Raw genomic sequence first — 22513 nt, forward strand, 5'->3', positions numbered from 1 at the left:
GCGGACCGGGGTAGCCTCGAATCGTGATCGATGACATCAAGAAGCGCGCTCTGCACCGCACCAGCATTCTCGAAGGTCAGCTGCGCGGCGTCACCAGGATGATCGAGAACGAGGAGTACTGCATGGACATCATCACGCAGTCCCGCGCGATCCAGAAGTCGCTGGAGTCCCTCAACCGTCTCCTGCTCGAGAACCATCTCCGCACGCACGTGACGCACATGTTCGATGAGGGCGGCGACCAGCGGGAGCAGGCAGTCGGAGAGCTGCTGAAGGCTTTCGACTTCGACCGGAGGTAGTCAGCCTTCCAGCGGCCCGAGCAGCGCGCTCGCCGCTGTGGCGTGGGCGGACTCCGGGTCGGAGGGGTGGAACATGCCGGCCAGTACGTCGCGGTACAGCCGTGAGAGCTCGTTGGAGGAGAAGTACGATCCGCCGCCTGCGGTGAGGATCGCGTCATCGACGACCTGCTTCGCCATCACCACAGCGCGGTGCTTGACGCCCGACAGCAGTGTGAACCAGCGCGCGCCGTGATCGACCTTCTCGTCGACGTCACGCGTGAGGGCTGCGATCTGCGGGACGAGGGCGTCGTACGCGAGGCTCATCCCTGCGATCCGCCATCGGATATCGGGGTCCTGACTGTACGTCAGACCTGTCTTCTTCGACGTGCGCTTCTGCACGGTTTCCACCGCGACGTCGAGTGCTCGTCGGGCGATGCCCGTGTACACCGAGGCGAGCAGCAGCTCGAAGACGCTGAAGATCCCGAAGATGATCGGATCAGGGCTCGGGCCCGGATCGATGCGGCGTACCACGTGCTCGGCCGCCGCGACGGCACCGTCGAGACGCGTCGTGCGGCTCTGTGTCGCGCGCATCCCCACGGTGTCCCAGTCGTCGCTGGTGGTGACGGCATCCGTGCGGTCGATGAAGGCGAACACGAGCTTCGGCGCATCAGGGGATGTGGTGTCGAGGCCGTGCAGGCCGAGCTTCGTCCACACCGGTGCGAGGGAGGTGAAGATCTTCGTTCCGGTGAACGCGTACCCGCCGTCGTCCTTCGGCACCGCTGCCGTGTCACTGCCGAAGAGGACGAGGTCGTTGCCGCCCTCGCTGATCCCGAACGCGAAGACCTCGCCGCGTGCGGCGCCGTCCTGCACGAACTCCAGACCTGGAACGCCGCGGTCGCTGAAGACCTTCGCGACACCGGTCCACACCAGGTGCATGTTGATCGCGAGGGCAGTGGCCGGTGATGCGGTGGCGAGGCGCTGCTGCAGGACTGCTGCCTGTTCCAGGCCGAGTCCCGCCCCGCCGCGTGCGGTCGGCACGAGGATCCTCAGGTATCCGGCATCCCGGAGCTCTTCCAGATCCTGCTCGGGGAATGTGTTCTCCCTGTCGTGGATCGGCGCCCGTTCGCGGATGCGAGCGAGCAGGTCGTCGGACAGGTACTCAGTGGGATCGAAACTCATGACAGTGCCTCCAGGAGCCTGCGGATCGTTTCATCGGGCTTGTCGCGATGCGGAGAGTGTCCTGCTCCCGCGACGATCGACATCGAGATCTTCTCATTCGATGCGAGCACCGCGTCGGCGGTGGGCCCGGTGAAAAGGCTGTACACCTCGGGGTCTGCGCCGATGATGTGCGTCGGAACGGCCAGGCGCGCAGCATCCGCTCGAACGTCCCACGGCTGATTCTGGGCGCTGGTCTGCTCGACCGCCCATCTGCTCGCCCGCAACACGGCGTCGATCTTCAACTCCAGATCCTGCGGATGCCAATGCGGATGCTCCTCCTGCACGACCTCGATGCGGTTGTCGGCGAACGCACGTTCCTGACTGCGACGCACGATCGACGCATCCCTTCCATCGACGAGGATGGCCGGGTCGATGAGGACGAGTCTGCGTGTCCAGCGAGGATCGGATGCCGCGGCCACGGTGCTCGCAGCACCACCGAGTGAATGACCGATGACCGCATCCCACGCACCGCCGCGCACGGGGGATGCAGCGGCGAGGTCCGCAGCGTAGGCGCCGACGGAGTAGTCCAGGGTGCGCGGCGCGTCACCGTGCCCGCGCAGATCGATCGCGACGGCGTGCCAGCCGGCGTTCGCGAGCGCGTCGCCCATCCGCCACATGAGGGCTCCGGAGGATCCGAGGCCGTGCACGAGCAGAGCGGTGTTGTGGGCATCGGGATCGCCCCAGGAGAGCTGGGGCAACTGAACCGGAGCGGGCATGCCCTCAGCCTACGAGCGCTGTCGGCATGGGGCTCGGAAAACCCGGACCGTCTGGCGTGTCGGCGGCGTGTCACTGGGCCGGCGCGCCGGTTCGCGCCGTGTCGCCCCGTGGTTTCCCGCGTGATGCAGGAGGGTCAGTCGATCGGGGGCATGTCCGCGGCGATCGTGAGCACGCGCTCTGCCGCCGCATGCCCCGCAGACAGCCGCTCGGCGAGCGGCTTGTCCTCGAGAGTCGCGGCGAGGAAGCCGCTGGCGAACGCGTCGCCGGCGCCCACCGGTTCGACCACCTCGACCACCGGCGCCGCGACGAACACGGGCTCGGCGTCGCCGTCGAAGGCCGTGGCGCCCACGTCGCCGTCCTTCACGACGAGCAGGGCGCAGTCCGGCAGGAAGGCGCGGATCTCCTCGGCGGTGGAGGTTCCCCAGATGCGTTCCGCCTCATCGCGGCCGACCAGGGTGATGTCGGCGGCGTTCGCCAGTCGGGCGAGCGTGGCGGCGGCGTCCTCCATCGACCACAGTGCGCGGCGGTCGTTGACGTCGAACGAGACCAGCGCGCCGGCGGAGCGCGCATCGTTGAACAGGCGATCGACCATGTCGCGAGTGGAGGGTGAGAGGGCGGGGGTGATGCCGGTCGTGTGCACGATCCTCACACCGCTGAGCCGTTCGACGGACAGCTGTCCCGGAGCCATTCGCGAGGCGGCTGAACCGCGGCGGTAGTAGTAGACGGACGAGCCCTCAGCGCCCGGGTCCTTGAACATCACACCGGTGGGGGCGTCCTGGTCGAGTTCGACCCACAGCTCGACGCCGCGCCTGGTCAGCTCCGACGTGATGCGCGCGCCGAGAGGGTCATCGCCGAGACGCGACGCCCAGGCTGCGCGGTGGCCTGCGGCGGCGAGTCCTGCTGTGACGTTCGACTCGGCTCCGGCGAGGCCGAGTGAGGCCTCGTGCGCGTGGGAGAGCGCACCGTCGGTCGGGGTGACCAGAGCCATCGTCTCGCCGACGCATACGACCTCCGGGGTCTGGTCGGGCGTGCGTGTGTCCGGAAGGGAAGGGGTGCTCATGAGGGGGTGACCGCCACTGGTTCGGTGTCAGGAAAAGGGCTGGGGTCGCGATCGCGAAGGTCGGGCAGAGCCCGGACGAAGATCACGGAGACCGTCACTCCGACGATAGCGAACAGTACAGCCGCCAGGTACGCGCCCTGCGGTCCGCCGGTGCCGTCGACGAGGAAGCCGGCGATGGCGGAACCTGCGGCCGCACCGATCAGCTGCCCCGTGCCCGCCCAGCCGAATGCCTCGGCGGTCTCGCTGAATTTCACGCTCGCGGTCGTGATGGCGAAGAGCACGGCGAGCGCGGGCGCGATGCCCAGACCGGCCAGGAACAGTGCGCCGCCCAGCCAATACGCATTGAGCATGACCATGGTGAGCGTGAGCCCGACCGTGACGATGACCAGACGACGCGCCATCGCCCACGGGCCAATCGGGATGTGACCGAACGACAGCCCACCGACGAGACTTCCACCGGCGAAGACGGCGAGCACGACGCCGGCTTCCAGGCTGCCGTGCTCGAACGTGGCGACGACGCCGACCTCGACGGCCGAACACGCGCCGATCACGAGGAAGCCGATCGCTGTGGCGAGCGCCACCGGTGGCTTGAGGAGCACGCGCCCAAGTGCACGTCGACTGCGGGGGATGCGCACGCGCCCCACTTCGGGGCTGAGGATGAACCATCCGCAGCCGAGCACGAGGACGATCGCGACGAGTATGAGGCCCTCGGTCGTGCCGACCTGCGTCGACACCAGGGTGATGACCACCGGAGCGAGTATCCAGATGATCTCCTGCAGAGAAGCGTCGAGCGAGAACAACGGAGTCAACTGTGAGGAGTTGACGAGCTTCGGGTAGATGGTGCGCACGGCTGATTGGATCGGCGGAGTCGACAGCCCGGCGATGAGCCCGAACGCCATGTAGCCGGAGAGGTGCAGAGGCAGCAGGCCGAGGCAGAGCACGGCGAGGGTGCAGACGGCCGCCGTCAGCGTGAGGACTTTTCGCATGCCCCACACGCCCATCCATCGACTCGTGACGGGTCCCGAGACGGCTTGGCCGACGGAGGTCGCAGCGAGCACGAGACCGGCCGCTCCGTACGAGCCGGTCTGCTGTTCGACATGCAGCAGGATCGCCAGCGATGCCATCCCGCTGGGGAAGCGCGCAGTCAGTTGAGCGGCGATCATGCGCCCGACCCCTGGGGTGCGAAGAAGGTCCCGATATCCCGCCACGAGACAACGGTACCCGGGTCGTCGGGGGTGGTGTGCAGGGTCGGAATCGCGACACGCCGCGACACGCCGAAGAGCGCTCTCCACAGGAAATCGGATGTCCGAACCCCGGCGTAGCCTCCGACCTGTGGATGGATTCCTGAAGGCCGCCTGAGAACCGCGAGATCATGCGCTTCGCGACCCTCGAAAAGAGGTCGCGATCTGTGGATGAAATGGTGGACAACCTGTGTTGTATCAGTGGAGAGCGGTGGAAAACTACACGGATGTAACTACTAGCCCTTGTGGTCGCCCTCAATGTCCGTACCTATATGTAGTATTGAACTCCCGGCGGGGGGACTGCCGGAAAATCCAGATTTGAGGGGAAAGAAATGTCGATCACGGTCTACACCAAGCCTTCGTGCGTTCAGTGCAACGCGACGTATCGTGCGCTGGATGCCAAGGGCATCGAATACGAGATCCACGACCTCTCCGAGGACGCGTCGGCGCTCGAGCAGGTCAAGGCGCTCGGCTACATGCAGGCGCCCGTCGTCGTGACCGACGAGGACCACTGGTCGGGCTTCCGTCCCGACAAGATCGACGCTCTCGCCTCTCGTCTGGCGTAGAGCCTTCGGCGATCGCAGGAGCGAAAGGGGTGAGTCATGACAACCGTCGCGACGGCCGCGCCGCTCCTGGTCTATTTCTCCAGCACCTCGGGCAACACCGCAAGGTTCATCGAGAAGCTCGGCCTGCCGGCGCAGCGCATTCCGTTGCATCGGGGTGACGGCGACCTCACGGTCGACGAGCCCTTCGTTCTCGTCACTCCCACTTATGGCGGAGGCCAGGGCAGGGGCGAGGAGAAGGGCGCTGTACCCAAGCAGGTCATCCGGTTCCTCAACGACGAGGGCAACCGGCGAAACATCCGCGGAGTGATATCCGCAGGCAACACCAACTTCGGCGCGTCCTTCGGCGTCGCCGGTGACATCATCAGCCGCAAGTGTCATGTGCCGCACTTGTACCGGTTCGAAGTATTCGGCACGCAGGACGACGTAGATCGCGTGAGCGACGGATTGGAACGATGGTGGGTATTGCAGTTGAAGAGCACGACGCAGTGACCGAGCAGGCGGCATTCAAGGCGAACTCTGCATACGAGGGCCTCGACTACCACGCGCTCAATGCGATGTTGAACCTCTACGACGCGAACGGGAAGATCCAGTTCGACGCCGACAAGCGTGCAGCGCGGGAGTACTTCCTGCAGCACGTGAACCAGAACACGGTGTTCTTCCACTCCCTCAAGGAGCGTCTCGACTACCTGGTCGAGAAGGAGTACTACGACGGTTCTCTTCTCGAGAAGTACTCGCACGAGTTCGTCCAGAAGCTCAACGATCTCGCCTACGACAAGAAGTTCCGTTTCGAGACGTTCCTCGGCGCGTTCAAGTACTACACCAGCTACACGCTGAAGACCTTCGACGGCAAGCGCTACCTCGAGCGCTTCGAGGACCGGGTCGTGATGACCGCCCTCGGACTCGCCGACGGCGACGAGCAGCTGGCGGTCAAGCTCGTGGAGGAGATCATCTCCGGGCGCTTCCAGCCGGCGACTCCGACCTTCCTCAACGCAGGCAAGGCGCAGCGCGGTGAACTCGTCAGCTGCTTCCTCCTGCGAATCGAAGACAACATGGAGTCGATCTCCCGTGGGATCAACTCGTCGCTGCAGCTGAGCAAGCGCGGCGGCGGCGTCGCCCTCCTGCTGTCGAACATCCGCGAGTCCGGTGCGCCGATCAAGCAGATCGAGAACCAGTCCAGCGGCATCATCCCCGTCATGAAGCTCCTCGAAGACAGCTTCAGCTACGCCAACCAGCTGGGTGCCCGGCAGGGTGCAGGCGCGGTGTACCTCAACGCCCACCACCCCGACATCATGCGCTTCCTCGACACGAAGCGTGAGAACGCCGACGAGAAGATCCGCATCAAGACCCTGTCGCTGGGCGTCGTCGTGCCCGACATCACGTTCGAGCTCGCCAAGAACGGCGAAGACATGTACCTCTTCTCGCCGTACGACGTCGAGAAGGTCTACGGAGTGCCGTTCGGCGACATCTCGGTCACCGAGAAGTACCGCGAGATGGTCGACAACCCGCGCATCAAGAAGACCAAGATCAACGCGCGCGAGTTCTTCCAGACCGTCGCCGAGATCCAGTTCGAGTCGGGCTACCCGTACATCATGTTCGAAGACACGGTGAACAAGGCGAACCCGATCAAGGGCCGCATCAACATGTCCAATCTCTGCAGCGAGATCCTGCAGGTGAACACGCCGACCACGTACAACGACGACCTGTCGTACGACCAGATCGGCAAGGACATCTCGTGCAACCTCGGTTCGATGAACATCGCTCTGGCGATGGATGCCGATGACCTGGGCATCACGGTCGATACTGCGATCCGCGGTCTGACAGCGGTCAGCGAGCAGAGCCACATCTCCTCTGTCCGCTCGATCGAGGACGGCAACGACCGCTCGCACGCCATCGGCCTCGGCCAGATGAACCTGCACGGATACCTCGCCCGCGAGCACGTGCACTACGGCTCCGAAGAAGGCATCGACTTCACGAACATCTACTTCTACACGGTGCTGTTCCACGCGCTGCGTGCCTCGAACGCGCTCGCGATCGAGCGTGGCACCGCCTTCGACGGCTTCGAGGACTCGACGTACGCGTCGGGGGAGTTCTTCGACAAGTACATCGACCGCGCGTGGGTGCCCGAGACCGAGAAGGTCAAGGAGCTCTTCGCCGGCAAGCACATCCCCACGCAGGACGACTGGGCAGAGCTGAAGGCATCCATCCAGAAGCACGGCATCTACAACCAGAACCTGCAGGCGGTGCCGCCGACCGGCTCGATCTCGTACATCAACAACTCGACGAGCTCGATCCACCCGATCGCGTCGAAGATCGAGATCCGCAAGGAAGGCAAGCTCGGCCGCGTCTACTACCCGGCGCCGTTCATGACGAACGACAACCTGGAGTACTACCAGGACGCATACGAGATCGGCTATGAGAAGGTCATCGACACGTACGCCGCCGCCACGCAGCACGTCGACCAGGGCCTGTCGCTGACGCTGTTCTTCAAGGACACCGCCTCCACGCGCGACATCAACAAGGCGCAGATCTACGCATGGCGCAAGGGCATCAAGACTATCTACTACATCCGCCTCCGCCAGCTGGCGCTCGAGGGCACGGACATGTCCGAGTGCGTCAGCTGCATGCTCTGACCCTTCGACAGGCTCAGGGATCGAAAAGGAAACAAGAGACATGACACCCGAATCGCTCAAGCTGGTCGAGCACGTACAGGCGATCAACTGGAACCGCATCCAGGACGACAAGGACCTCGAGGTCTGGAACCGTCTGGTGAACAACTTCTGGCTGCCTGAGAAGGTGCCGCTGTCGAACGACGTGCAGTCGTGGAACACGCTCACACCGGACGAGCAGCTGCTCACGATGCGCGTCTTCACCGGCCTCACCCTGCTCGACACGATCCAGGGCACGGTCGGCGCGGTGTCGCTGATCCCCGATGCGATCACACCGCACGAAGAGGCGGTGTACACCAACATCGCATTCATGGAGTCGGTGCACGCGAAGAGCTACTCCTCGATTTTCTCGACGCTCGCGTCGACGAAGGAGATCGATGAGGCGTTCCGGTGGTCCACGGAGAACGTGAACCTTCAGAAGAAGGCTCAGATCATCATGGACTACTACCAGGGCGACGACCCGCTCAAGCGCAAGGTCGCATCGACCCTGCTCGAGTCGTTCCTGTTCTACTCGGGCTTCTACCTGCCGATCTACTGGTCGTCCAAGGCGAAGCTCACGAACACGGCCGACCTCATCCGCCTCATCATCCGCGACGAGGCAGTGCACGGCTACTACATCGGCTACAAGTACCAGAAGGGTCTCGAGAAGGAGACCCAGGAGCGCCGGGACGAGCTGAAGGACTACACCTTCAACCTGCTCTTCGAGCTCTACGACAACGAGGTGCAGTACACGCAGGACCTCTATGACGGCGTCGGTCTGACCGAGGACGTCAAGAAGTTCCTGCACTACAACGCCAACAAGGCGCTGATGAACCTCGGCTACGAGCCGATGTTCCCGTCCACCGTGACGAACGTGAACCCGGCGATCCTGTCTGCGCTCTCCCCGAACGCCGACGAGAACCACGACTTCTTCTCGGGTTCGGGATCGTCATACGTCATCGGCAAGGCCGAGGCCACCGAGGACGAGGACTGGGACTTCTAGAAGCCACTGGTCGGAGTAGGAATTCTCGAACCACGATCGAAATCGTCAAGCCCTCTATCGGCAGCTCGAGTGAGTAGCTGGTAGGGGGCTTGCTCGCATTCTGTTGATCCGACATCACCGGCCCAGTGATCACGATCGAGGAAACGCCGGCCCCGTCTCACACCACGGTGAGGTCCTGGCTCGGACAGGGGCGAGTAGTGTGCACTCCATGGGAACACTCGAGTACAACAGCTCACACCCCGCGATAGAGATTGAGGATGAAACGCTCGCGCACCTGAAGATCGTGATCGGCACGAAGCTCCGCCGTCACGAGAGCTTCATGATGACGTGGCTGGCAGACGAAACGAACACTGCGGGTCGCCTCACCATCTGGATGCACCCCGCCATCCCTCTGCTGATCGCGTTCGAGGACGCCAAAATGCCTGTGATCGATCAGAAGAGGCTCGAGCGCATGATGGAGCACCTCAACGCCCGCGGCGAACTCGTACTCGACCAGCTCTCGTGATTCCGATCAGCGAAGCTCAGCGCCGACTCTCATGCGTCCCGTCGCTCACGGAAAGTAGCTTCGACGCTCTGCATACGCAACCCCATATTTCTGGCGCCTTCTCGGGTCTTAGAGTGCGGGGATGAGTTCGATGCAGACGATGGTTCAGTCACACGCGATAATCGACGATGTTCCGTACTCGCTCGCACAAGGGCAAGACCTCGAGCAGCTGAAGCGGGCGGTGGAAGAGTCGGTGAGAGCGGGGGGCGCCTTCGTAGAATTCACCATCGTCGGTCACCGAGAGGTCAGTGCACTCATCTCGCCCTCCACTCGCGTGGTGTTCACGGTCGAGACCGTTCAGTTCGATGAGCGCGATACGGGAGATCTGGGGCTCCCATTCGGTGGGAAGTACGACTACGGCATGGAGTTCTAGACCGGTACACGTGCACGTCCATCTACGATCTGATCTCGACGAAGCGGATGGACGAGGAGGATACATGTCGGACGCGCTCATCACAGTGCCTGAATCGGAGCTGGAGTCGCTGCGAGACAGGATCCACGCTACGCGCTGGCCTCGGCCCTGGCCGACGAACGGGTGGGGCGCAGGAACCGACCCGCATGAACTGCGTCGCTTGGCAGAGCCCTGGGCGGATGGCTTCGACTGGCGCGCACACGAGCGCGCGATCAACGCCCTTCCCTCGCACCGGACGACTGTCGACGCCGCGCCGGTGCTCTACCTGCGGTTTGACGGCGAGACAGCGGACGCGACGCCGATCGTGTTGACGCACGGTTGGCCGAGCACCATCCTCGAAGAGGTCGAGCTGGCGAGGCGACTCGCTCACCCCAGCGAGTACGGCGCGGCAGGCGAGCGCGCGTTCACCGTCATCGTGCCTGCGCTGCCCGGCTTCGCATTCACCCCGGAGCAGCCGGTGATACCAGGCATCGCCACGCACGAACTGTGGCACGCGCTCATGACGCAGCTCGGCTTCAGACGGTATCTCGCGCACGGCGGCGACCTCGGAGCAGGCGTCAGTGCCCGGCTCGCACAGGCGCATCCCGAAGCGGTGGCCGGCATCCACGTCCTTGCCACCGGAGATCCCGCCGACCAGGCGAATCCGACGCACGAGGAAATCGACCATCTCGCCCGGAGCGCGCAGTGGTACGCCGACGAGGGCGGCTACGAGCACCTGCAGCGCACCCGGCCGATCACTGCGGCCTACGCCCTCAATGACTCACCGGTCGGGCTGCTCGCATGGCTGCTCGAGAAGTATCACGCCTGGACCGACCATGGCGCCCGGGTGTCGGGTATCAGCGACGATCTGACCCTCACCCAGGCGAGTGTGTACTGGTTCACCGGAACGATCGCCGCCAGCTTCCGCCCGTACTGGGAACACGAACACCACCCTCCCGGCCCTATACACGTCACGGTTCCGACGGGCCTCGCGGTATTCCCCGCCGACCTGGCCCATCCGCCACGCAGTTGGGCGGAACGCAATCACAACGTCGTGCATCACACGAAAATGCCTCGCGGGGGGCACTTCGCGGCCATCGAAGAGCCCGACCTGCTCGCCGCCGACATCCGTGCCTTCGCGGCGGCCGCGCTATGAACCGGTCATCGACTCGCTGGATGACGAGGCGACGAAAGAGGGCAGATCCTCGCTCGAGGCTCTCGGGAGTTCGCCACGCGGCGCGCTGGGCGCTGGCCGCCGCACTCGCGTTGACCGGCTCCGGACACCTGAGCTGGGGTCGCCGCGGGTTCCGGATCACGGTGCCGGACTGGGCGACGCGTGTACTGCGCATGGACAAGGACGCGATCGTCGTCGCATCTGGCGTGGTCGAGCTCCTGCTCGCGGCTGCGCTGTTGATGCTCCCGAGGGAACGTGCGCGCGTCGGCTGGGCGGTTGCGGCCTTCTTCGTCGCGGTTCTTCCTGGCAACGTGCACCAATGGCGCACGCGGCGATCGGCGCCATTGCTCGACACTGACGGTCGGCGACTCGGCCGACTGTTCCTGCAGCCTCTGCTCGTGGTCTGGGCGCTGTGGAGCACGGCAGCGCCCGAGGGTCGCCGACGCGGCTGACTCGCCTCGTTGCGCACGATACGGTGGCGTCATGAAGACAGTGCCGTTCGGAACCTCGTCAGCCCCTGCCGTCGTCGCGGGGATGATGCGCATCAAAGATAAAGCGGATGCACAGATCCGAGAGCTCTACGGATCGGCTCGCGAAGCCGGTATCGACTTCTTCGACCACGCGGACATCTACGGCGGCCGGATGCACGCCTGCGAGGAGCGCTTCGCCGAAGCGCTTGCCCTGTCACCTGCAGAGCGGGACGAGATCACGATTCAGACGAAGTGCGGGATCGTCCCGCAGGACGGGACCTTTGACTTCTCCTACGGGCACATCCTGCGCCAAGTGGACGGATCACTGCGTGCACTCGACACCGACCGCATCGACGTGCTGCTGCTGCATCGACCCGACGCTCTCGTCGAACCGGAGGAGGTCGCCCGCGCGTTCGACGAGCTCGAGGCTTCGGGGAAGGTGCGCGCCTTCGGCGTCTCCAACCACACCCCGCGTCAGATCGACCTGCTGCGCACCGCAGTGAAGCAACCACTGGTCGCCAATCAACTCCAGCTCTCGCTCACTCAGGCGCCGATCATCGCCCAGGGCATCGCCGCGAATATGAGCGGCACGGACCAGGCCGTCGTCCGCGACGGCGGGGGCATCTTGGAGTACTGCCGAATCAACGGCATCACCGTCCAGGCGTGGTCGCCGATGCAGGCCGCGGCAGGTGCAGGCACTTTCGTCGGGAACCCCGACTACGCCGAGCTGAACGACGTGCTCGACCGGCTCGCCGATCTGCACGGCGTCACGCCGACCGGCATCGCGGTGGCCTGGATCACCCGGCACCCTGCGAACATGCAGGTCGTGATGGGCACCACTACGCCAGAGCGGCTGGTGGCAGCTGCGGACGGGGCGGACGTCGCGCTCACGCGGGCGGAATGGTACGAACTGTTCCGGGCCGCCGGACACATCGTTCCGTAGGGCGCATCGTTCCGTAGCGCTCGTCGTCGCGGCATCCGATGCCATCGCCCGACGGCACGGGCGGTAGGCTGGTTGCGGCATTCACAACAGGAGGCAGCCGTGATTCTCAGCTTCATCGTCTACTTGGTCCTCTTCGTGGGCGGCATCGTGCTGATGGGCATCTCGCACGGACTTCCTGACTTCCAGGCGCTCGTCTTCTGCGCGGGCCTCGCGGCCGTCTGCCTGTCGATGGCATGGATCATGCGTGCGGGTCGCAGCGGCGCCACTCGCCGTTCGGACAATTGGGACGGCGGTCCCGCGGCCAACTGATGACCGCTGTGTGATCGGAACACCCTGGCGACGAGTGCCCTAGGCGCGTACCGTTGATCTGAGAGCGAATGGCGCGAAAGCGAGCGTCCTGCTCTGGTCAATGAAGACGGCGCCGACCCTTCACGACGGCGTCGGAGAAGAGGTCGCCATGGGCGCCATACGTTCGACCACACATCCGGGACCTCGCGAGCACGCTCGGCGCGGCCCCAGCGAGTTCACCGAACTGGCGGAGATGATCCGCGGGAGCGGCTGGCTGCGACGGCGGTACGGCTACTACTGGACGAAACTCGTCGCAGCGCCGCTGGTACTCGCCCTCGGACTCACCGTCTTCATCTGGATCGGCGACACCTGGTGGCAGCTGTTCACCGCTGCAGCCCTGGCGATCGTGTTCACTCAGATCGCCTTCCTCGGTCATGATGCCGCGCATCGGCAGATCTTCGTGTCAGGGCGATGGAACGACTGGATCAGCCTGATCCTCGGCGACCTGCTCGTGGGCATGAGCTATGGATGGTGGCAGCACAAACACACCCGGCACCACGCGAACCCGAACAAACTCGGCTCCGATCCCGACATCGAACTGCCGGTCATCGCGGTCACAGCCGAAACAGCGGCCCGGCACCGAAGCCCGGTGATGACCTGGCTGCGCGGACATCAAGGGCTGCTGTTCTTCCCGATTCTTCTCTTCGAGGGCGTGTCTCTGCATGCGTCCAGCGTGCGGAGGGTCGTGAGCGGGGGACACCTGAATCGTCGGTGGGTGGAGATCGTGTTCATCGCCGTGCGCCTCATCGGATTCGTGGTGCTCGTCTTCCTGGTGCTGTCGCCCGGTATCGCGTTCGTCTTCCTCGCCGTGCAGTTGGGCCTGTTCGGTTTCTACATGGGCGTCGCATTCGCTCCGAACCACAAGGGAATGCCGATCGTGCCGCGCGATGTCGCGCTCGACTTCCTTCGTCGTCAGGTGATGATGAGCCGCGACATCCGCGGCACCCGCCTGCTCGACATCGCGATGGGCGGACTCAATTATCAGATCGAGCATCATCTGTTCCCGTCGATGCCGCGACCGCACCTACGGCAGGCAGCGCCCGCGATCGCCGCGTACTGCCGCGCGCACGACGTTCCCTATGCACAGACCGGGCTGCTCGCGTCGTACGCCATCGTGGTGCGGTACATCAATCGAGTGGGCCTCGGCGAGCGGGACGTGTTCACGTGTCCGCTCGTGGAGCAGCGTGCGCAGTTGACGGTCGGGGAGTGACTAGCGACGCTTCGCGCGACGCGCCTCGAGGTTCGCCTTCACGGCCGGCCACTCTGGCTCGATGATGGAGAACTCGACGGAGTCGCGCAGCGCGCCGTTGCGGTAGCGCGAGATCGCCCGCATCACGCCGTCCTGCTTAGCGCCGAGGCGTTCGATCGCCGCACGTGATTGGAAGTTCACCCACTGCGTGGTCAACCCCACACGGAACACCCCCAGCGTCTCGAACGCGTGGGTGAGCAGCAGCAGCTTCGACTCGGCGTTCGTACCAGTGCCATGCGCCGACGGACGATTCCAGGTGTAGCCGATGTGCAGTCGCGGCACTTCAGCGACCAGGTCGTAGTACGTCGTCATCCCGATCACGCGCCCCGACGCGTCGACAGCGGTGAACGGCACCATCTCGCCCTTCTCGGCGAGCGCGAGGCGACGGTCGATCTCGGCGGCGACGCCGTCGGGTGCCGGCACAGATGTGTACCAGGCCGTCTGCCACAGGTCATCCTCTTGCACAGCCTCGACGAGACCGTCGTGGTGTGAACGATCGAGCGGTTGCAGTTCGACCAGTCGCCCGGTCAGCGTCACGGGCCCTGGAGGGGTGCGAAAATCCATGGCGTCATTCTATGAGCGACGGCTATTCTGAAATCATGCCGTTCATCTCGCTCCTCATCATCGCGTTGATGATCTTTGCGTTGATCGACCTCATCACGCGCGACGATTCGCAGGTGAAGTACCTGCCGAAGATGGTCTGGATCATCATCGTCATCCTGCTTCCGCTGATCGGCAGCGCACTCTGGTTCGCTCTCGGACGTGAATATGGCGGAAGCGGCATATCGATTCCGCGGCTTCGGAGGCGCACTGCGCAGCCGAAGACACAGACGGCACCGGCAGCTCAGACATGGTCGTCTCCCGCCGAGCCCCGCACCACCGAACAGCAGATCGCCGACCTCGACCGTGAGATCGAGGAGTGGCGGCTACGGCAGGAGATTGAGTCGCGCAGACGCGAGCGCGGCGAACCGGGCACAGCATGACCGACGCCCGCTCGAGTCGGAGCGGACGACGTGCGGTTCTGGGCGGAGGAACCGGCGCGCTCGGCGGCGCTCTCGCCCGAGCTCTCACCGAAGACGGCTACGAAGTGCGGGTGATCGGTCGGAGCGGCCCCGATGCACGGTGGGACGATCCCGACGGCATCCTGCGTCTCGTCGACGGAGCAGATCTCGTGATCGGGCTCGCCGGCAAGTCCGTGAACGCCCGCTACACCGACGCGAATCGCGACGAGATCCTGCGCTCGCGAGTGGACACTACCCGGGCGCTGAACGAGGCCATTGCGCGCGCCGAGCGCCCACCTGCCGTCTGGATGAACGCCAGCACTGCCACTCTCTATCGATATGCCCTCGATCGTGCGCAGACCGAGCAGGACACGGTCTTCGACACGGGGTTCTCTCCCGATGTCGGCCGCGCCTGGGAAGCCGAGCTCTTCCGTGGCGACCTGCCGGGTACGCGGCGCATCGCGCTGCGCACAACGATCGTGCTCGGGGAAGGGCCGGTCGGCGACCTGCTCTTCCGCCTCGCACGGCTGGGCGTCGGCGGCCCGCAGCACGACGGATGGTGGTTCCCGCACAACCGCTACAGGGGGATAGGCCCGCATCCGACCGAGCCTCGTCAGCAGGGCGTCCGCTCTCATGGGCGGCAGCGCTTCAGCTGGATCCACATCGATGACTTCGTCGGCGCCGTCCGATTCCTCCGTGATCATCCGGAGATCGATGGACCGGTCAACCTCGCGGCGCCCCGCGCAGTGGAGAACCGTGAGCTGATGGCGGCGTTGCGGCGCACAGTCGGCATGCCGTTCGGGCTGCCGGCGTGGCGTTTCATGCTGGAGCCGGCGATGTGGGTGCTGCGCACGGAATCGGAACTCATCCTCAAGAGTCGGTGGGTGGCACCGGGTGTGCTCACAGACGCCGGATACACCTTCGGCCATCCCGAACTGGAAGAAGCGCTTCGCGACATTCGCGCGCGGCGTTGAGCGACCCCGGCTCAGAGGTCGCGCAGCCGCACCAGACGCTCGTGCCCCGTCTCCTCGAGTTCGGTGATCTTGTCGCGCGACTTGAGGAAGTCGGAGAACGAACGGTAGCCGAGCGCCTTCTCGCTGAAGGACGGGTCCATGCGGCGCATGTGCGTCTTCACGGCCGAGCTGTGCAGCCACTCGTCCGCATCGGCCTTGTCGTGGCCGAGTCGCAGTGCGCGCTCCAGCAGAAGCGTCGCCTCATCCTGCTCCGTGAGCGTCGTCACCTCCGGCTCAGCGGGCTTCGTCGCCTTCTTGGCACGCGTCCTCGAAGACTTGGCCTTCGCCGGGGCTTCCGCCTCGGCATCCGGCTTCGGGGTCTCCGCAGTCGCCGTTTCGGCAACGTCTTCTGCCGGGGGAGCGACCTTCTTCTGCACCGGACGCACGACACCTGGCAGCGAATCGTACGACTCGAACTCGTCGCACGCTGCGGCCAGCGACTTCGCGGTGGAGCCCGCGACGCCGACGCCGATCACGTACCGACCGAGACGCTTGCAGCGCTGGGCCAGCGGCACGTAGTCGCTGTCGCCGGCGACGAGCACCACGTGGGTGAGGTCGGAGAGACGGAACATGTCTTCGACGGCATCCACTGCGAGGCGGATGTCGGCGCCGTTCTTGGCGTATGCCGCAGCCGGGAACAGCTGGACGAGGTCGACCGCACGTGCGACGAGCTGCGAACGGTACTCCGCGTTCACGGGAGACGACCAGTCGGCGTACGCGCGTGTGAGCACCAGCGTGCCGAACGAGGCGGCATAGTCGATGATCGCGCCGACCTCGATCATCGCGGCCTTGAGCCGCTCGACGACCTCGGGGTCGTGGGGATTCTCGGCGATGCGCTGGCGATCCTTGCCATAGGCGTTGCGGCCGTGGACGCGGTCGTACCAGGAGATGACGATGTTGTCGAAGTCGAGGTAGACGGCGACGCGGGGGTCCTGTGTATCAGCCATCGTTGCGTTCCTCCGTGGGGTAGCTGACGCCGATCTGGGCGCGGATCTCGTCGAGCGTGCCCATGATGGCGACGCTCTCCGCGAGGGGAAGGGGCAGCAGAGCACCCGCGACGTCGCCGGCGGTCACCGCGCCTTCGGCGGCGAACGCCTGGTACTGCATGCCTCGGCCCTCGACCTCCGAGGTGTAGCTCTCACGCACCGTGCCGTCGGGCGTGACCACGCGGAACGAGGTCGGCGTGTACCAGACGCGGTCGATGTCGATCCGCGCCTCGGTACCGATGATCGAGGCGGCGTTCGGTCCTGCGGCTCTCGAGGAGGACAGGCTGGTGGAGACCGCACCGCCTTCATGCGTCATGATCGTGGCGACCTCAGAATCGGCGCCTGTTTCGACCAGTCGCGCGGTGGCCTTGATGCTGGTCGGGGCGCCGAGGATGTCCCAGATGAACGAGATCGGGTAGATGCCGAGGTCGAGCAGGGCCCCGCCGCCGAGCTTCAGATCGTTGAGGCGGTGCGCGGGGTCGGAGCTGATGAGCTGGGTGTGATCGGCGGTGACGGCGCGGACCTCGCCGAGGGCGCCCTCTGCCAGAATCTCGCGAATGCGCACCATGTGCGGCAGGTAGCGCGTCCACATCGCCTCCATGGCCAGCAGGCCGCGCTCGGTGGCGATGCGCTGCAGATGCTCCGCCTCGGCGCGGTTGACGGTGAACGCCTTCTCTACGAGCACGTGCTTGCCGTTCTCGAGGGCGAGCTTCGCGTCGGCGTGGTGCATCGGATGCGGCGTGGCGACGTAGATGATGTCGACGTCCGGATCGGCGACGAGCGCCTGGTACGACGCGTGCGCGTGCGGGATGTCGAACTTCGCGGCGAAAGCGTCAGCCGACGACTGCGAGCGTGAACCCACAGCGACGAGATCGAGACCTGCAGTTCGCAGATCGGAGGCGAAGGCGGACGCGATGCCACCGGTTGCGAGGATTCCCCAGCGAAGACCAGTCATGTTCTCAGCGTAGAGCAGTTGCGAGTGCCTCCTGCGGCACGAGCGGGAAGACCTGCTCCGCGATGCGCTCGAGCTCCTCATCCAACGGCGATGCCTGGATCAGCAGCAGCGTGATGCCGGCCTCTGCGTAGTCGTTGATGCGCTCGGCGACCTGTTCGGCTGTGCCGACGAGGTTCGGGCGCAGCCCGCGCGTGCCGACGGAGTACTCACGACGGCTGACCTCGAGAGAGAGGTTCGAGTGGCGCGAGAACTCCTCGAAGGAGGCGTACCCGGGGGAATCGGGATCCACCGTCGTGATCCGGTCGAGTTCGCGCTGCGCCTCGGCCTCGGTGTCGCGCACGATCACGTACGCGGGCATCCCGAACTCGGCGATCGGGCGACCGTGGATCCGCCCGGAGCGGGCGTTCATGTCCACGACGTTGCTGCGCACCTCGTCGAGCGTGCCGCCGTGCATGACGTAAGCATCGGCGAAGTCGGCGATGGCCTCGCGACCGGCGTCGCTCTCGCCGCCGGCGAACACCACGGGGTGCGACGACGGCTTCGGCTCGACGATGGTGCCTTCGAACTCGTAGTGGTCGCCGGCGTACGAGAACGGCGTCTGGTCCCAGAGCCCGTTCAGCACCTCGACGAACTCCTTCGCCTGCGCGTAGCGCTCGTCGTGCGCGGGGAAGTTCCCGCCGAATTGCCGGGCCTCTTCGGCCCACCAGGCCGCCACGACGTTGAGGGAGACGCGTCCTGGGGCGATGCTGTCGAGCGTGCTGACGGTCTTCGCGAGCACGGCGGGAAGATGGAAACCAGGGCGTACTGCCGTCATCACGCGCAGTCGCTCGGTGACCGCGAGGATTGCCGCTGACAACGACCACGCTTCCAAACTGGGCGCCTCGACGCCCTTGCGGTCGTTGAGATACAGCTCGGGGACGAGTGTGGTGTGGAACCCGAGGCGGTCGGCCTTCAGCGAGACCTCGCGGATATGCTCCCAGGTGGCGGCCATCCGTCCCTCATCGGTGACGTTGCGCAGGAATCCGCCGTAGACGGGCGTCCAGTAACCGAGATTCATGCTCATGTTGCTCCTGTCAGTGTGCGCAGGGCGCGGGTCAGATGCGCGCGAGTGCGCGGTCGAGGTCGGCGATGAGGTCGGCGGGATCTTCCAGCCCGGCACTCAGACGGATGGTGCCCAGCGAGATCCCGGCGGCGGCGCGCTGTTCGGCATTCAGATGCGAGTGCGTCATGGATGCCGGATGCGAGACGAGACTCCGCGCGTCTCCGATGTTGGCGACCAGACGGAAGACCTCGAGGGAGTCGACCACCCGCGCGATGCGCGCCTGGGTGCCGGCATCCTCTGCTCCGCGAAGGTCGATCGAGAACACCGAAGGCGCTCCGCGCGGCAGGTAGCGATCGGCCAGCGCGTGCCAGCGGTTGCCTTCAAGTCCAGGATGGTGAACGGCGACGACATTCGGATGCTGCGCCAGATGCTCGGCGATCGTCAACGCGGTCGCGCTCTGACGGGCCACCCTCAAGTCGAGTGTCTCGATGCCCTGAAGGATCTGCCAGGCGTTGAAGGGCGAGAGCGACGGTCCGAGGTCGTGGACGTACTTGGATTTCACCAGCGCGGCGAACGCCTGTCCGATGCCGAAGCGCTCCCAGAGCACGAGCTCACCGAACCGAGGGTACGGCGCGGTGAACTGCGGCCAGCGCTCCGGCCGTGCGCCGAAGTCGAACGAGCCCTGATCGACGACGACACCGCCGAGCGATGTGCCATGACCCGAGAGGAACTTCGTCGCCGAATGCACGACGAAGTCTGCACCGTGCTCGCCGGGCCGGATCAGGTACGGCGTTCCGACGGTGTTGTCGATCACGAGTGGAACGTCCGCTTCATGCGCGATGTCGGCGACGAGGCGGAAGTCGAGCACTTGTGCGATCGGGTTGGCGACAGACTCTGCGAACAGGGCGCGAGTGGTCGGTCGGATGGCGGTCCGCCACGCGTCGGCATCGTCCTGATCGACGAAGGTCACCTCGATGCCGAAGTCGTCGAACGTGTCCTGGAAGAGATCGACGGTGCCGCCGTACAGCTGATTCGCGGAGACGATGTGACCACCGCGACCGACGAGAGCCATCAGCGTGACGGCGACGGCCGCCTGGCCCGACGCGACCGCGACGGCGGACGCTCCGCCCTCGAGAGCGGCGACGCGCTCCTCCAGCACCTGCTGGGTGGGGCTGGCGTTGCGGCTGTAGAGATTGCCTGTCCGGCGCAGGGCGAACAGATCGGCGGCGTCGGCCAGCGAGGCGAACTCGTACGCGGCGGTCTGATAGATCGGCGGCACTGCACTGTTCTGCGGGATGCCAGGGGTGTATCCGCCCTGCACCTGCTGCGTCGAGAACGCGGTCATGCGGCGGGCACCTCCGCGGCGCGGCGCACGACGGGCGCGTGCACGTCGCCGCCGCGCAGACGTTCCAGCCACAGCACGACGGATGCCGCCACGCTGCGGTGCGACTGATCGTTCAGTGCATCATGCAGCCCGCCGACGGTCTCGATCAGTTCGATGTCGGGCACCGCGCTCAGCAGGGCTGCGGCCTCGGAGATCGGGGAGATCGAATCGGCTGATCCGTGGAAGGCGAGCACCGACGCGGCGATCGCCGCAAGGTCGGCGGCCACCGGCACCTGTTCGGCGGCGATGTCGGCGGTGCGCGCCTCAACCGTGCCGAGTACGCCGAGATGGATGGGGCACGCGGTGCGCTCGGCATCGTCGGGCTGGGAGGCGCCGTCGACGTCGATCGGGATGCCGGCGACGATCGCACCATCCGGCGTCTCGCCCTGCGAGAGCACTCTCAGAACGGCAGCCGCTCCGGTGTCGGAGCCGACCAGGACGGTCGGTGCGTCGACGACGCCGGCGAGCCAGGCCACTGCAGCATCTGCATCCGCCTCGAAGACCGCCACGGTGTAGCCGTCGGCGCTGAGGCGCCTTCCGAAACGCTCGTACACCGGTGCGCGCTCTCCGCGACCGGTGACGACGGCGAGCGTGCCTCTCACGCGGGCGGGCGGCGTCCAGATGGCGTTGGGGGAACTCGTGGTCATGCGTCCATAGTGAGCGCTGACAGGGGCCTGACGACATGCATGTGTCGAACTGTTGCAGTCTGTGTCGCCCCGCATCGTGGGTGCTGGTTCGGCGTACCCCAGCCTTCTACTTTCACATCCATGACCTCACGACACCCACTCGCGGCGCTCGCCGCTCTCAGCGTCGCAGCCCTCGCACTCGCCGGATGCGCCGCATCGCAGGCGCCGGCAGGCGAGAGCGCCGAAGCGACCTCCCTCACCTGGGGCTGGCGGCTGCCGACCAGCTGGGACCCGGTGACGTCCACCGCAGGCTGGGACACCCACGCGCTGGCGCTCGTGTACGACGGACTCACGCAGCTCGACACGGAGGGCGAGCCCGTGCCCGGCCTCGCCGAGTCATGGGAGTACAACCCTGACGGCACCGCCGTCACCTTCCACCTTCGCGAGGACGCCGCCTTCAGCGACGGCACGCCGGTGACGGCCGAGGCGGTGAAGCTGAACCTCGAGCGGGGGCGCGACCAGGAGAACTCCACCCTCGCGGGTCAGTTGCGGATCGTCACCTCGGTGGAAGCCGCCGACGAGCACACCGTGACGGTGAACCTCGATCAGGCCGACTACCAGGTGCCGTATCTGTTCGCGGGCAAGACCGGCTTCATCGTCAACCCCGCGTCCTTCGACGATGTCGCCTCGCTCGCCACCCAACCGGAAGGCGCAGGTCCGTTCGCCCTGACCGAGTACGTGCCCAATGCTCACGCGACTTTGGAGAAGAACGACGAGTACTGGAACGCCGACCACATCTTCATCGACGACCTCTCGGTCGTTCCGGTCGCCGACGATGCCACGGCCGTTGCGGGAGTGAACACGGGCCAATGGGACGTCGCGATCATCCCCGCCTCCCAGGCGGAGGCGGCGGAATCCGCGGGCCTCGACGTGGAGGAGATCAAGGCGCTCACGGTACGGGCGCTGGACGTGAACGGCACGGTGGCACCGTTCGACGACCAGCGGGTGCTGCAGGCCATCAGTCACGCCACCGACCGTCAGGCACTGATCGATTCGACGTACTTCGGTCACGGCACGGCGAACTGGCAGCCGTTCCCCGACGGCTATGTCGCGCACAGTGAGGAACTGGACGACCTGTACCCGTACGACGTCGAGGCGGCTGAGGATCTGCTCGCGGAGGCAGGCCACCCCGACGGGATCGACATCACCCTCACTCTCGGTGAGGACGACACGGCACTCGCCGAACTCCTTCAGGCGCAGTGGGCCGAGGCCGGCATCCGCGTCACGTTGAACGTGCAGGCTGCGGCTGCGATCTCGCAGAACTACGTGCAGCGCACGTTCCCGTTCGTGCTCGACAGCTACTCGGGCCGCCAGTCGCCGCTGCAGGCGCTCGAGGTTCTGTACGGGCCGGAGGGACTGATGAATCTCGGTCGCCAGACACCGGCGGAGCTCACCGCGGCGATCGACAAGGCACGCGCCACGCCGACGGATGACCCGGCATACGCGGAGACCATCCAGGACGCCGTCGAGGTGGGAGTGAAGCTGCAGCCGAACACGTTCCTGTTCAGCTGGCCGCGCATCCTCATCCACCCGGACAAGGTCACCGGCATCCAGCACTGGCTCGATGTGCAGCGCTGGGAAGACGTGAAGGTCGAGGGCTGA

General features: G+C 65.7%; 25 protein-coding genes. 15 read left to right on the plus strand and 10 right to left on the minus strand.

Annotated features, from left to right (window positions below):
* Nucleotides 1-23: 23 nt before the first annotated feature.
* Entirely contained in the window at nt 24-296 is a 273-nt protein-coding gene (locus tag ACP7AR_RS00760; protein WP_426181471.1) for a metal-sensitive transcriptional regulator, read from the plus strand.
* Here the strand turns inward: ACP7AR_RS00760 and ACP7AR_RS00765 are convergent, their stop codons facing one another.
* The 4 genes from ACP7AR_RS00765 to ACP7AR_RS00780 all read right to left on the minus strand — a co-directional run bounded on the left by ACP7AR_RS00765 (nt 297) and on the right by ACP7AR_RS00780 (nt 4478).
* The gene (locus ACP7AR_RS00765) at nt 297-1454 is read right to left on the minus strand and encodes an acyl-CoA dehydrogenase family protein (protein WP_426181474.1); all 1158 of its coding nucleotides are present in this window, start codon (nt 1452-1454) and stop codon (nt 297-299) included.
* The gene (locus tag ACP7AR_RS00770) at nt 1451-2209 is read right to left on the minus strand and encodes an alpha/beta fold hydrolase (RefSeq protein WP_426181477.1); all 759 of its coding nucleotides are present in this window, start codon (nt 2207-2209) and stop codon (nt 1451-1453) included. Before ACP7AR_RS00770 ends, ACP7AR_RS00765 begins: the two co-directional genes overlap by 4 nt.
* Before the next feature lie 134 nt (nt 2210-2343).
* Entirely contained in the window at nt 2344-3270 is a 927-nt protein-coding gene (locus ACP7AR_RS00775; RefSeq protein ID WP_426181480.1) for a sugar kinase, read from the minus strand.
* Nucleotides 3267-4478 carry an MFS transporter gene (locus ACP7AR_RS00780; RefSeq protein WP_426181483.1) on the minus strand — a complete coding sequence of 404 codons (1212 nt, stop codon included), beginning with the start codon at nt 4476-4478 and terminating at the stop codon, nt 3267-3269. The genes ACP7AR_RS00775 and ACP7AR_RS00780 overlap by 4 nt, the downstream gene beginning before the upstream one ends.
* Nucleotides 4479-4843: 365 nt before the next feature.
* On the opposite strand from ACP7AR_RS00780, the gene nrdH reads away from it, so the two are divergent.
* The 11 genes from nrdH to ACP7AR_RS00835 all read left to right on the plus strand — a co-directional run bounded on the left by nrdH (nt 4844) and on the right by ACP7AR_RS00835 (nt 13805).
* Nucleotides 4844-5077 (plus strand): glutaredoxin-like protein NrdH, encoded by a 234-nt coding sequence (nrdH, locus tag ACP7AR_RS00785; protein ID WP_033106720.1) that lies wholly within the window; start codon nt 4844-4846, stop codon nt 5075-5077.
* A 36-nt stretch (nt 5078-5113) separates the two neighbouring features.
* Nucleotides 5114-5566: a class Ib ribonucleoside-diphosphate reductase assembly flavoprotein NrdI gene (nrdI, locus tag ACP7AR_RS00790; RefSeq protein WP_426181486.1), complete on the plus strand. Its 453-nt coding sequence runs from the start codon at nt 5114-5116 to the stop codon at nt 5564-5566.
* Nucleotides 5530-7707, plus strand: coding sequence for a class 1b ribonucleoside-diphosphate reductase subunit alpha (gene nrdE, locus ACP7AR_RS00795; RefSeq protein ID WP_426181489.1), 2178 nt, complete (start codon nt 5530-5532; stop codon nt 7705-7707). The genes nrdI and nrdE overlap by 37 nt, the downstream gene beginning before the upstream one ends.
* 40 nt (nt 7708-7747) lie before the next feature.
* On the plus strand, nt 7748-8725 hold the full coding sequence (gene nrdF / locus ACP7AR_RS00800) for a class 1b ribonucleoside-diphosphate reductase subunit beta (protein ID WP_426181492.1): 978 nt from the start codon (nt 7748-7750) through the stop codon (nt 8723-8725).
* A 208-nt stretch (nt 8726-8933) separates the two neighbouring features.
* Nucleotides 8934-9230 carry a hypothetical protein gene (locus tag ACP7AR_RS00805; protein ID WP_426181494.1) on the plus strand — a complete coding sequence of 99 codons (297 nt, stop codon included), beginning with the start codon at nt 8934-8936 and terminating at the stop codon, nt 9228-9230.
* A gap of 121 nt (nt 9231-9351) precedes the next feature.
* On the plus strand, nt 9352-9642 hold the full coding sequence (locus ACP7AR_RS00810; protein WP_426181495.1) for a hypothetical protein: 291 nt from the start codon (nt 9352-9354) through the stop codon (nt 9640-9642).
* A 64-nt stretch (nt 9643-9706) separates the two neighbouring features.
* Entirely contained in the window at nt 9707-10816 is a 1110-nt protein-coding gene (locus tag ACP7AR_RS00815; protein WP_426181496.1) for an epoxide hydrolase family protein, read from the plus strand.
* A gap of 20 nt (nt 10817-10836) precedes the next feature.
* Nucleotides 10837-11286, plus strand: a complete 450-nt coding sequence (locus ACP7AR_RS00820; RefSeq protein ID WP_426181498.1) for a DoxX family protein — start codon at nt 10837-10839, stop codon at nt 11284-11286.
* Nucleotides 11287-11317: 31 nt separating this feature from the next.
* Nucleotides 11318-12247, plus strand: coding sequence for an aldo/keto reductase (locus ACP7AR_RS00825; RefSeq protein ID WP_426181501.1), 930 nt, complete (start codon nt 11318-11320; stop codon nt 12245-12247).
* 99 nt (nt 12248-12346) lie between these two features.
* Nucleotides 12347-12556: a hypothetical protein gene (locus ACP7AR_RS00830; protein WP_426181504.1), complete on the plus strand. Its 210-nt coding sequence runs from the start codon at nt 12347-12349 to the stop codon at nt 12554-12556.
* A 148-nt stretch (nt 12557-12704) separates the two neighbouring features.
* Nucleotides 12705-13805, plus strand: a complete 1101-nt coding sequence (locus tag ACP7AR_RS00835; RefSeq protein WP_426181507.1) for a fatty acid desaturase family protein — start codon at nt 12705-12707, stop codon at nt 13803-13805.
* Here the strand turns inward: ACP7AR_RS00835 and ACP7AR_RS00840 are convergent, their stop codons facing one another.
* Nucleotides 13806-14408 carry a GNAT family N-acetyltransferase gene (locus ACP7AR_RS00840; RefSeq protein WP_426181510.1) on the minus strand — a complete coding sequence of 201 codons (603 nt, stop codon included), beginning with the start codon at nt 14406-14408 and terminating at the stop codon, nt 13806-13808.
* 35 nt (nt 14409-14443) lie between these two features.
* Here ACP7AR_RS00840 and ACP7AR_RS00845 point away from each other — a divergent pair, with 35 nt between their 5' ends.
* Entirely contained in the window at nt 14444-14827 is a 384-nt protein-coding gene (locus tag ACP7AR_RS00845; protein ID WP_426181512.1) for a PLDc N-terminal domain-containing protein, read from the plus strand.
* Complete coding sequence (locus tag ACP7AR_RS00850; RefSeq protein WP_426181515.1) at nt 14824-15819, plus strand: epimerase; 996 nt, start codon at nt 14824-14826, stop codon at nt 15817-15819. Before ACP7AR_RS00845 ends, ACP7AR_RS00850 begins: the two co-directional genes overlap by 4 nt.
* An 11-nt stretch (nt 15820-15830) precedes the next feature.
* Here the strand turns inward: ACP7AR_RS00850 and ACP7AR_RS00855 are convergent, their stop codons facing one another.
* From ACP7AR_RS00855 to ACP7AR_RS00875, 5 genes are read right to left on the minus strand one after another with little or no spacing between them, the layout of a single operon-like run.
* A complete protein-coding gene (locus tag ACP7AR_RS00855) occupies nt 15831-16805 on the minus strand; it encodes an NYN domain-containing protein (protein WP_426181518.1) in 975 nt (324 codons plus the stop codon).
* Nucleotides 16798-17799, minus strand: coding sequence for a Gfo/Idh/MocA family protein (locus tag ACP7AR_RS00860; protein ID WP_426181520.1), 1002 nt, complete (start codon nt 17797-17799; stop codon nt 16798-16800). Before ACP7AR_RS00860 ends, ACP7AR_RS00855 begins: the two co-directional genes overlap by 8 nt.
* A gap of 4 nt (nt 17800-17803) precedes the next feature.
* Nucleotides 17804-18862: an LLM class flavin-dependent oxidoreductase gene (locus ACP7AR_RS00865; protein ID WP_426181523.1), complete on the minus strand. Its 1059-nt coding sequence runs from the start codon at nt 18860-18862 to the stop codon at nt 17804-17806.
* Between the two features lie 31 nt (nt 18863-18893).
* The gene (locus ACP7AR_RS00870; protein WP_426181526.1) at nt 18894-20186 is read right to left on the minus strand and encodes an O-acetylhomoserine aminocarboxypropyltransferase/cysteine synthase family protein; all 1293 of its coding nucleotides are present in this window, start codon (nt 20184-20186) and stop codon (nt 18894-18896) included.
* Nucleotides 20183-20872: an alpha/beta hydrolase gene (locus ACP7AR_RS00875; RefSeq protein ID WP_426181529.1), complete on the minus strand. Its 690-nt coding sequence runs from the start codon at nt 20870-20872 to the stop codon at nt 20183-20185. Before ACP7AR_RS00875 ends, ACP7AR_RS00870 begins: the two co-directional genes overlap by 4 nt.
* A 120-nt stretch (nt 20873-20992) precedes the next feature.
* Between ACP7AR_RS00875 and ACP7AR_RS00880 the strand changes: the two genes are divergently transcribed.
* Entirely contained in the window at nt 20993-22513 is a 1521-nt protein-coding gene (locus ACP7AR_RS00880; protein WP_426181532.1) for an ABC transporter substrate-binding protein, read from the plus strand.

It is taken from the genome of Microbacterium sp. TWP3-1-2b2 (assembly GCF_049896145.1).
Taxonomy (GTDB): Bacteria; Actinomycetota; Actinomycetes; order Actinomycetales; family Microbacteriaceae; genus Microbacterium.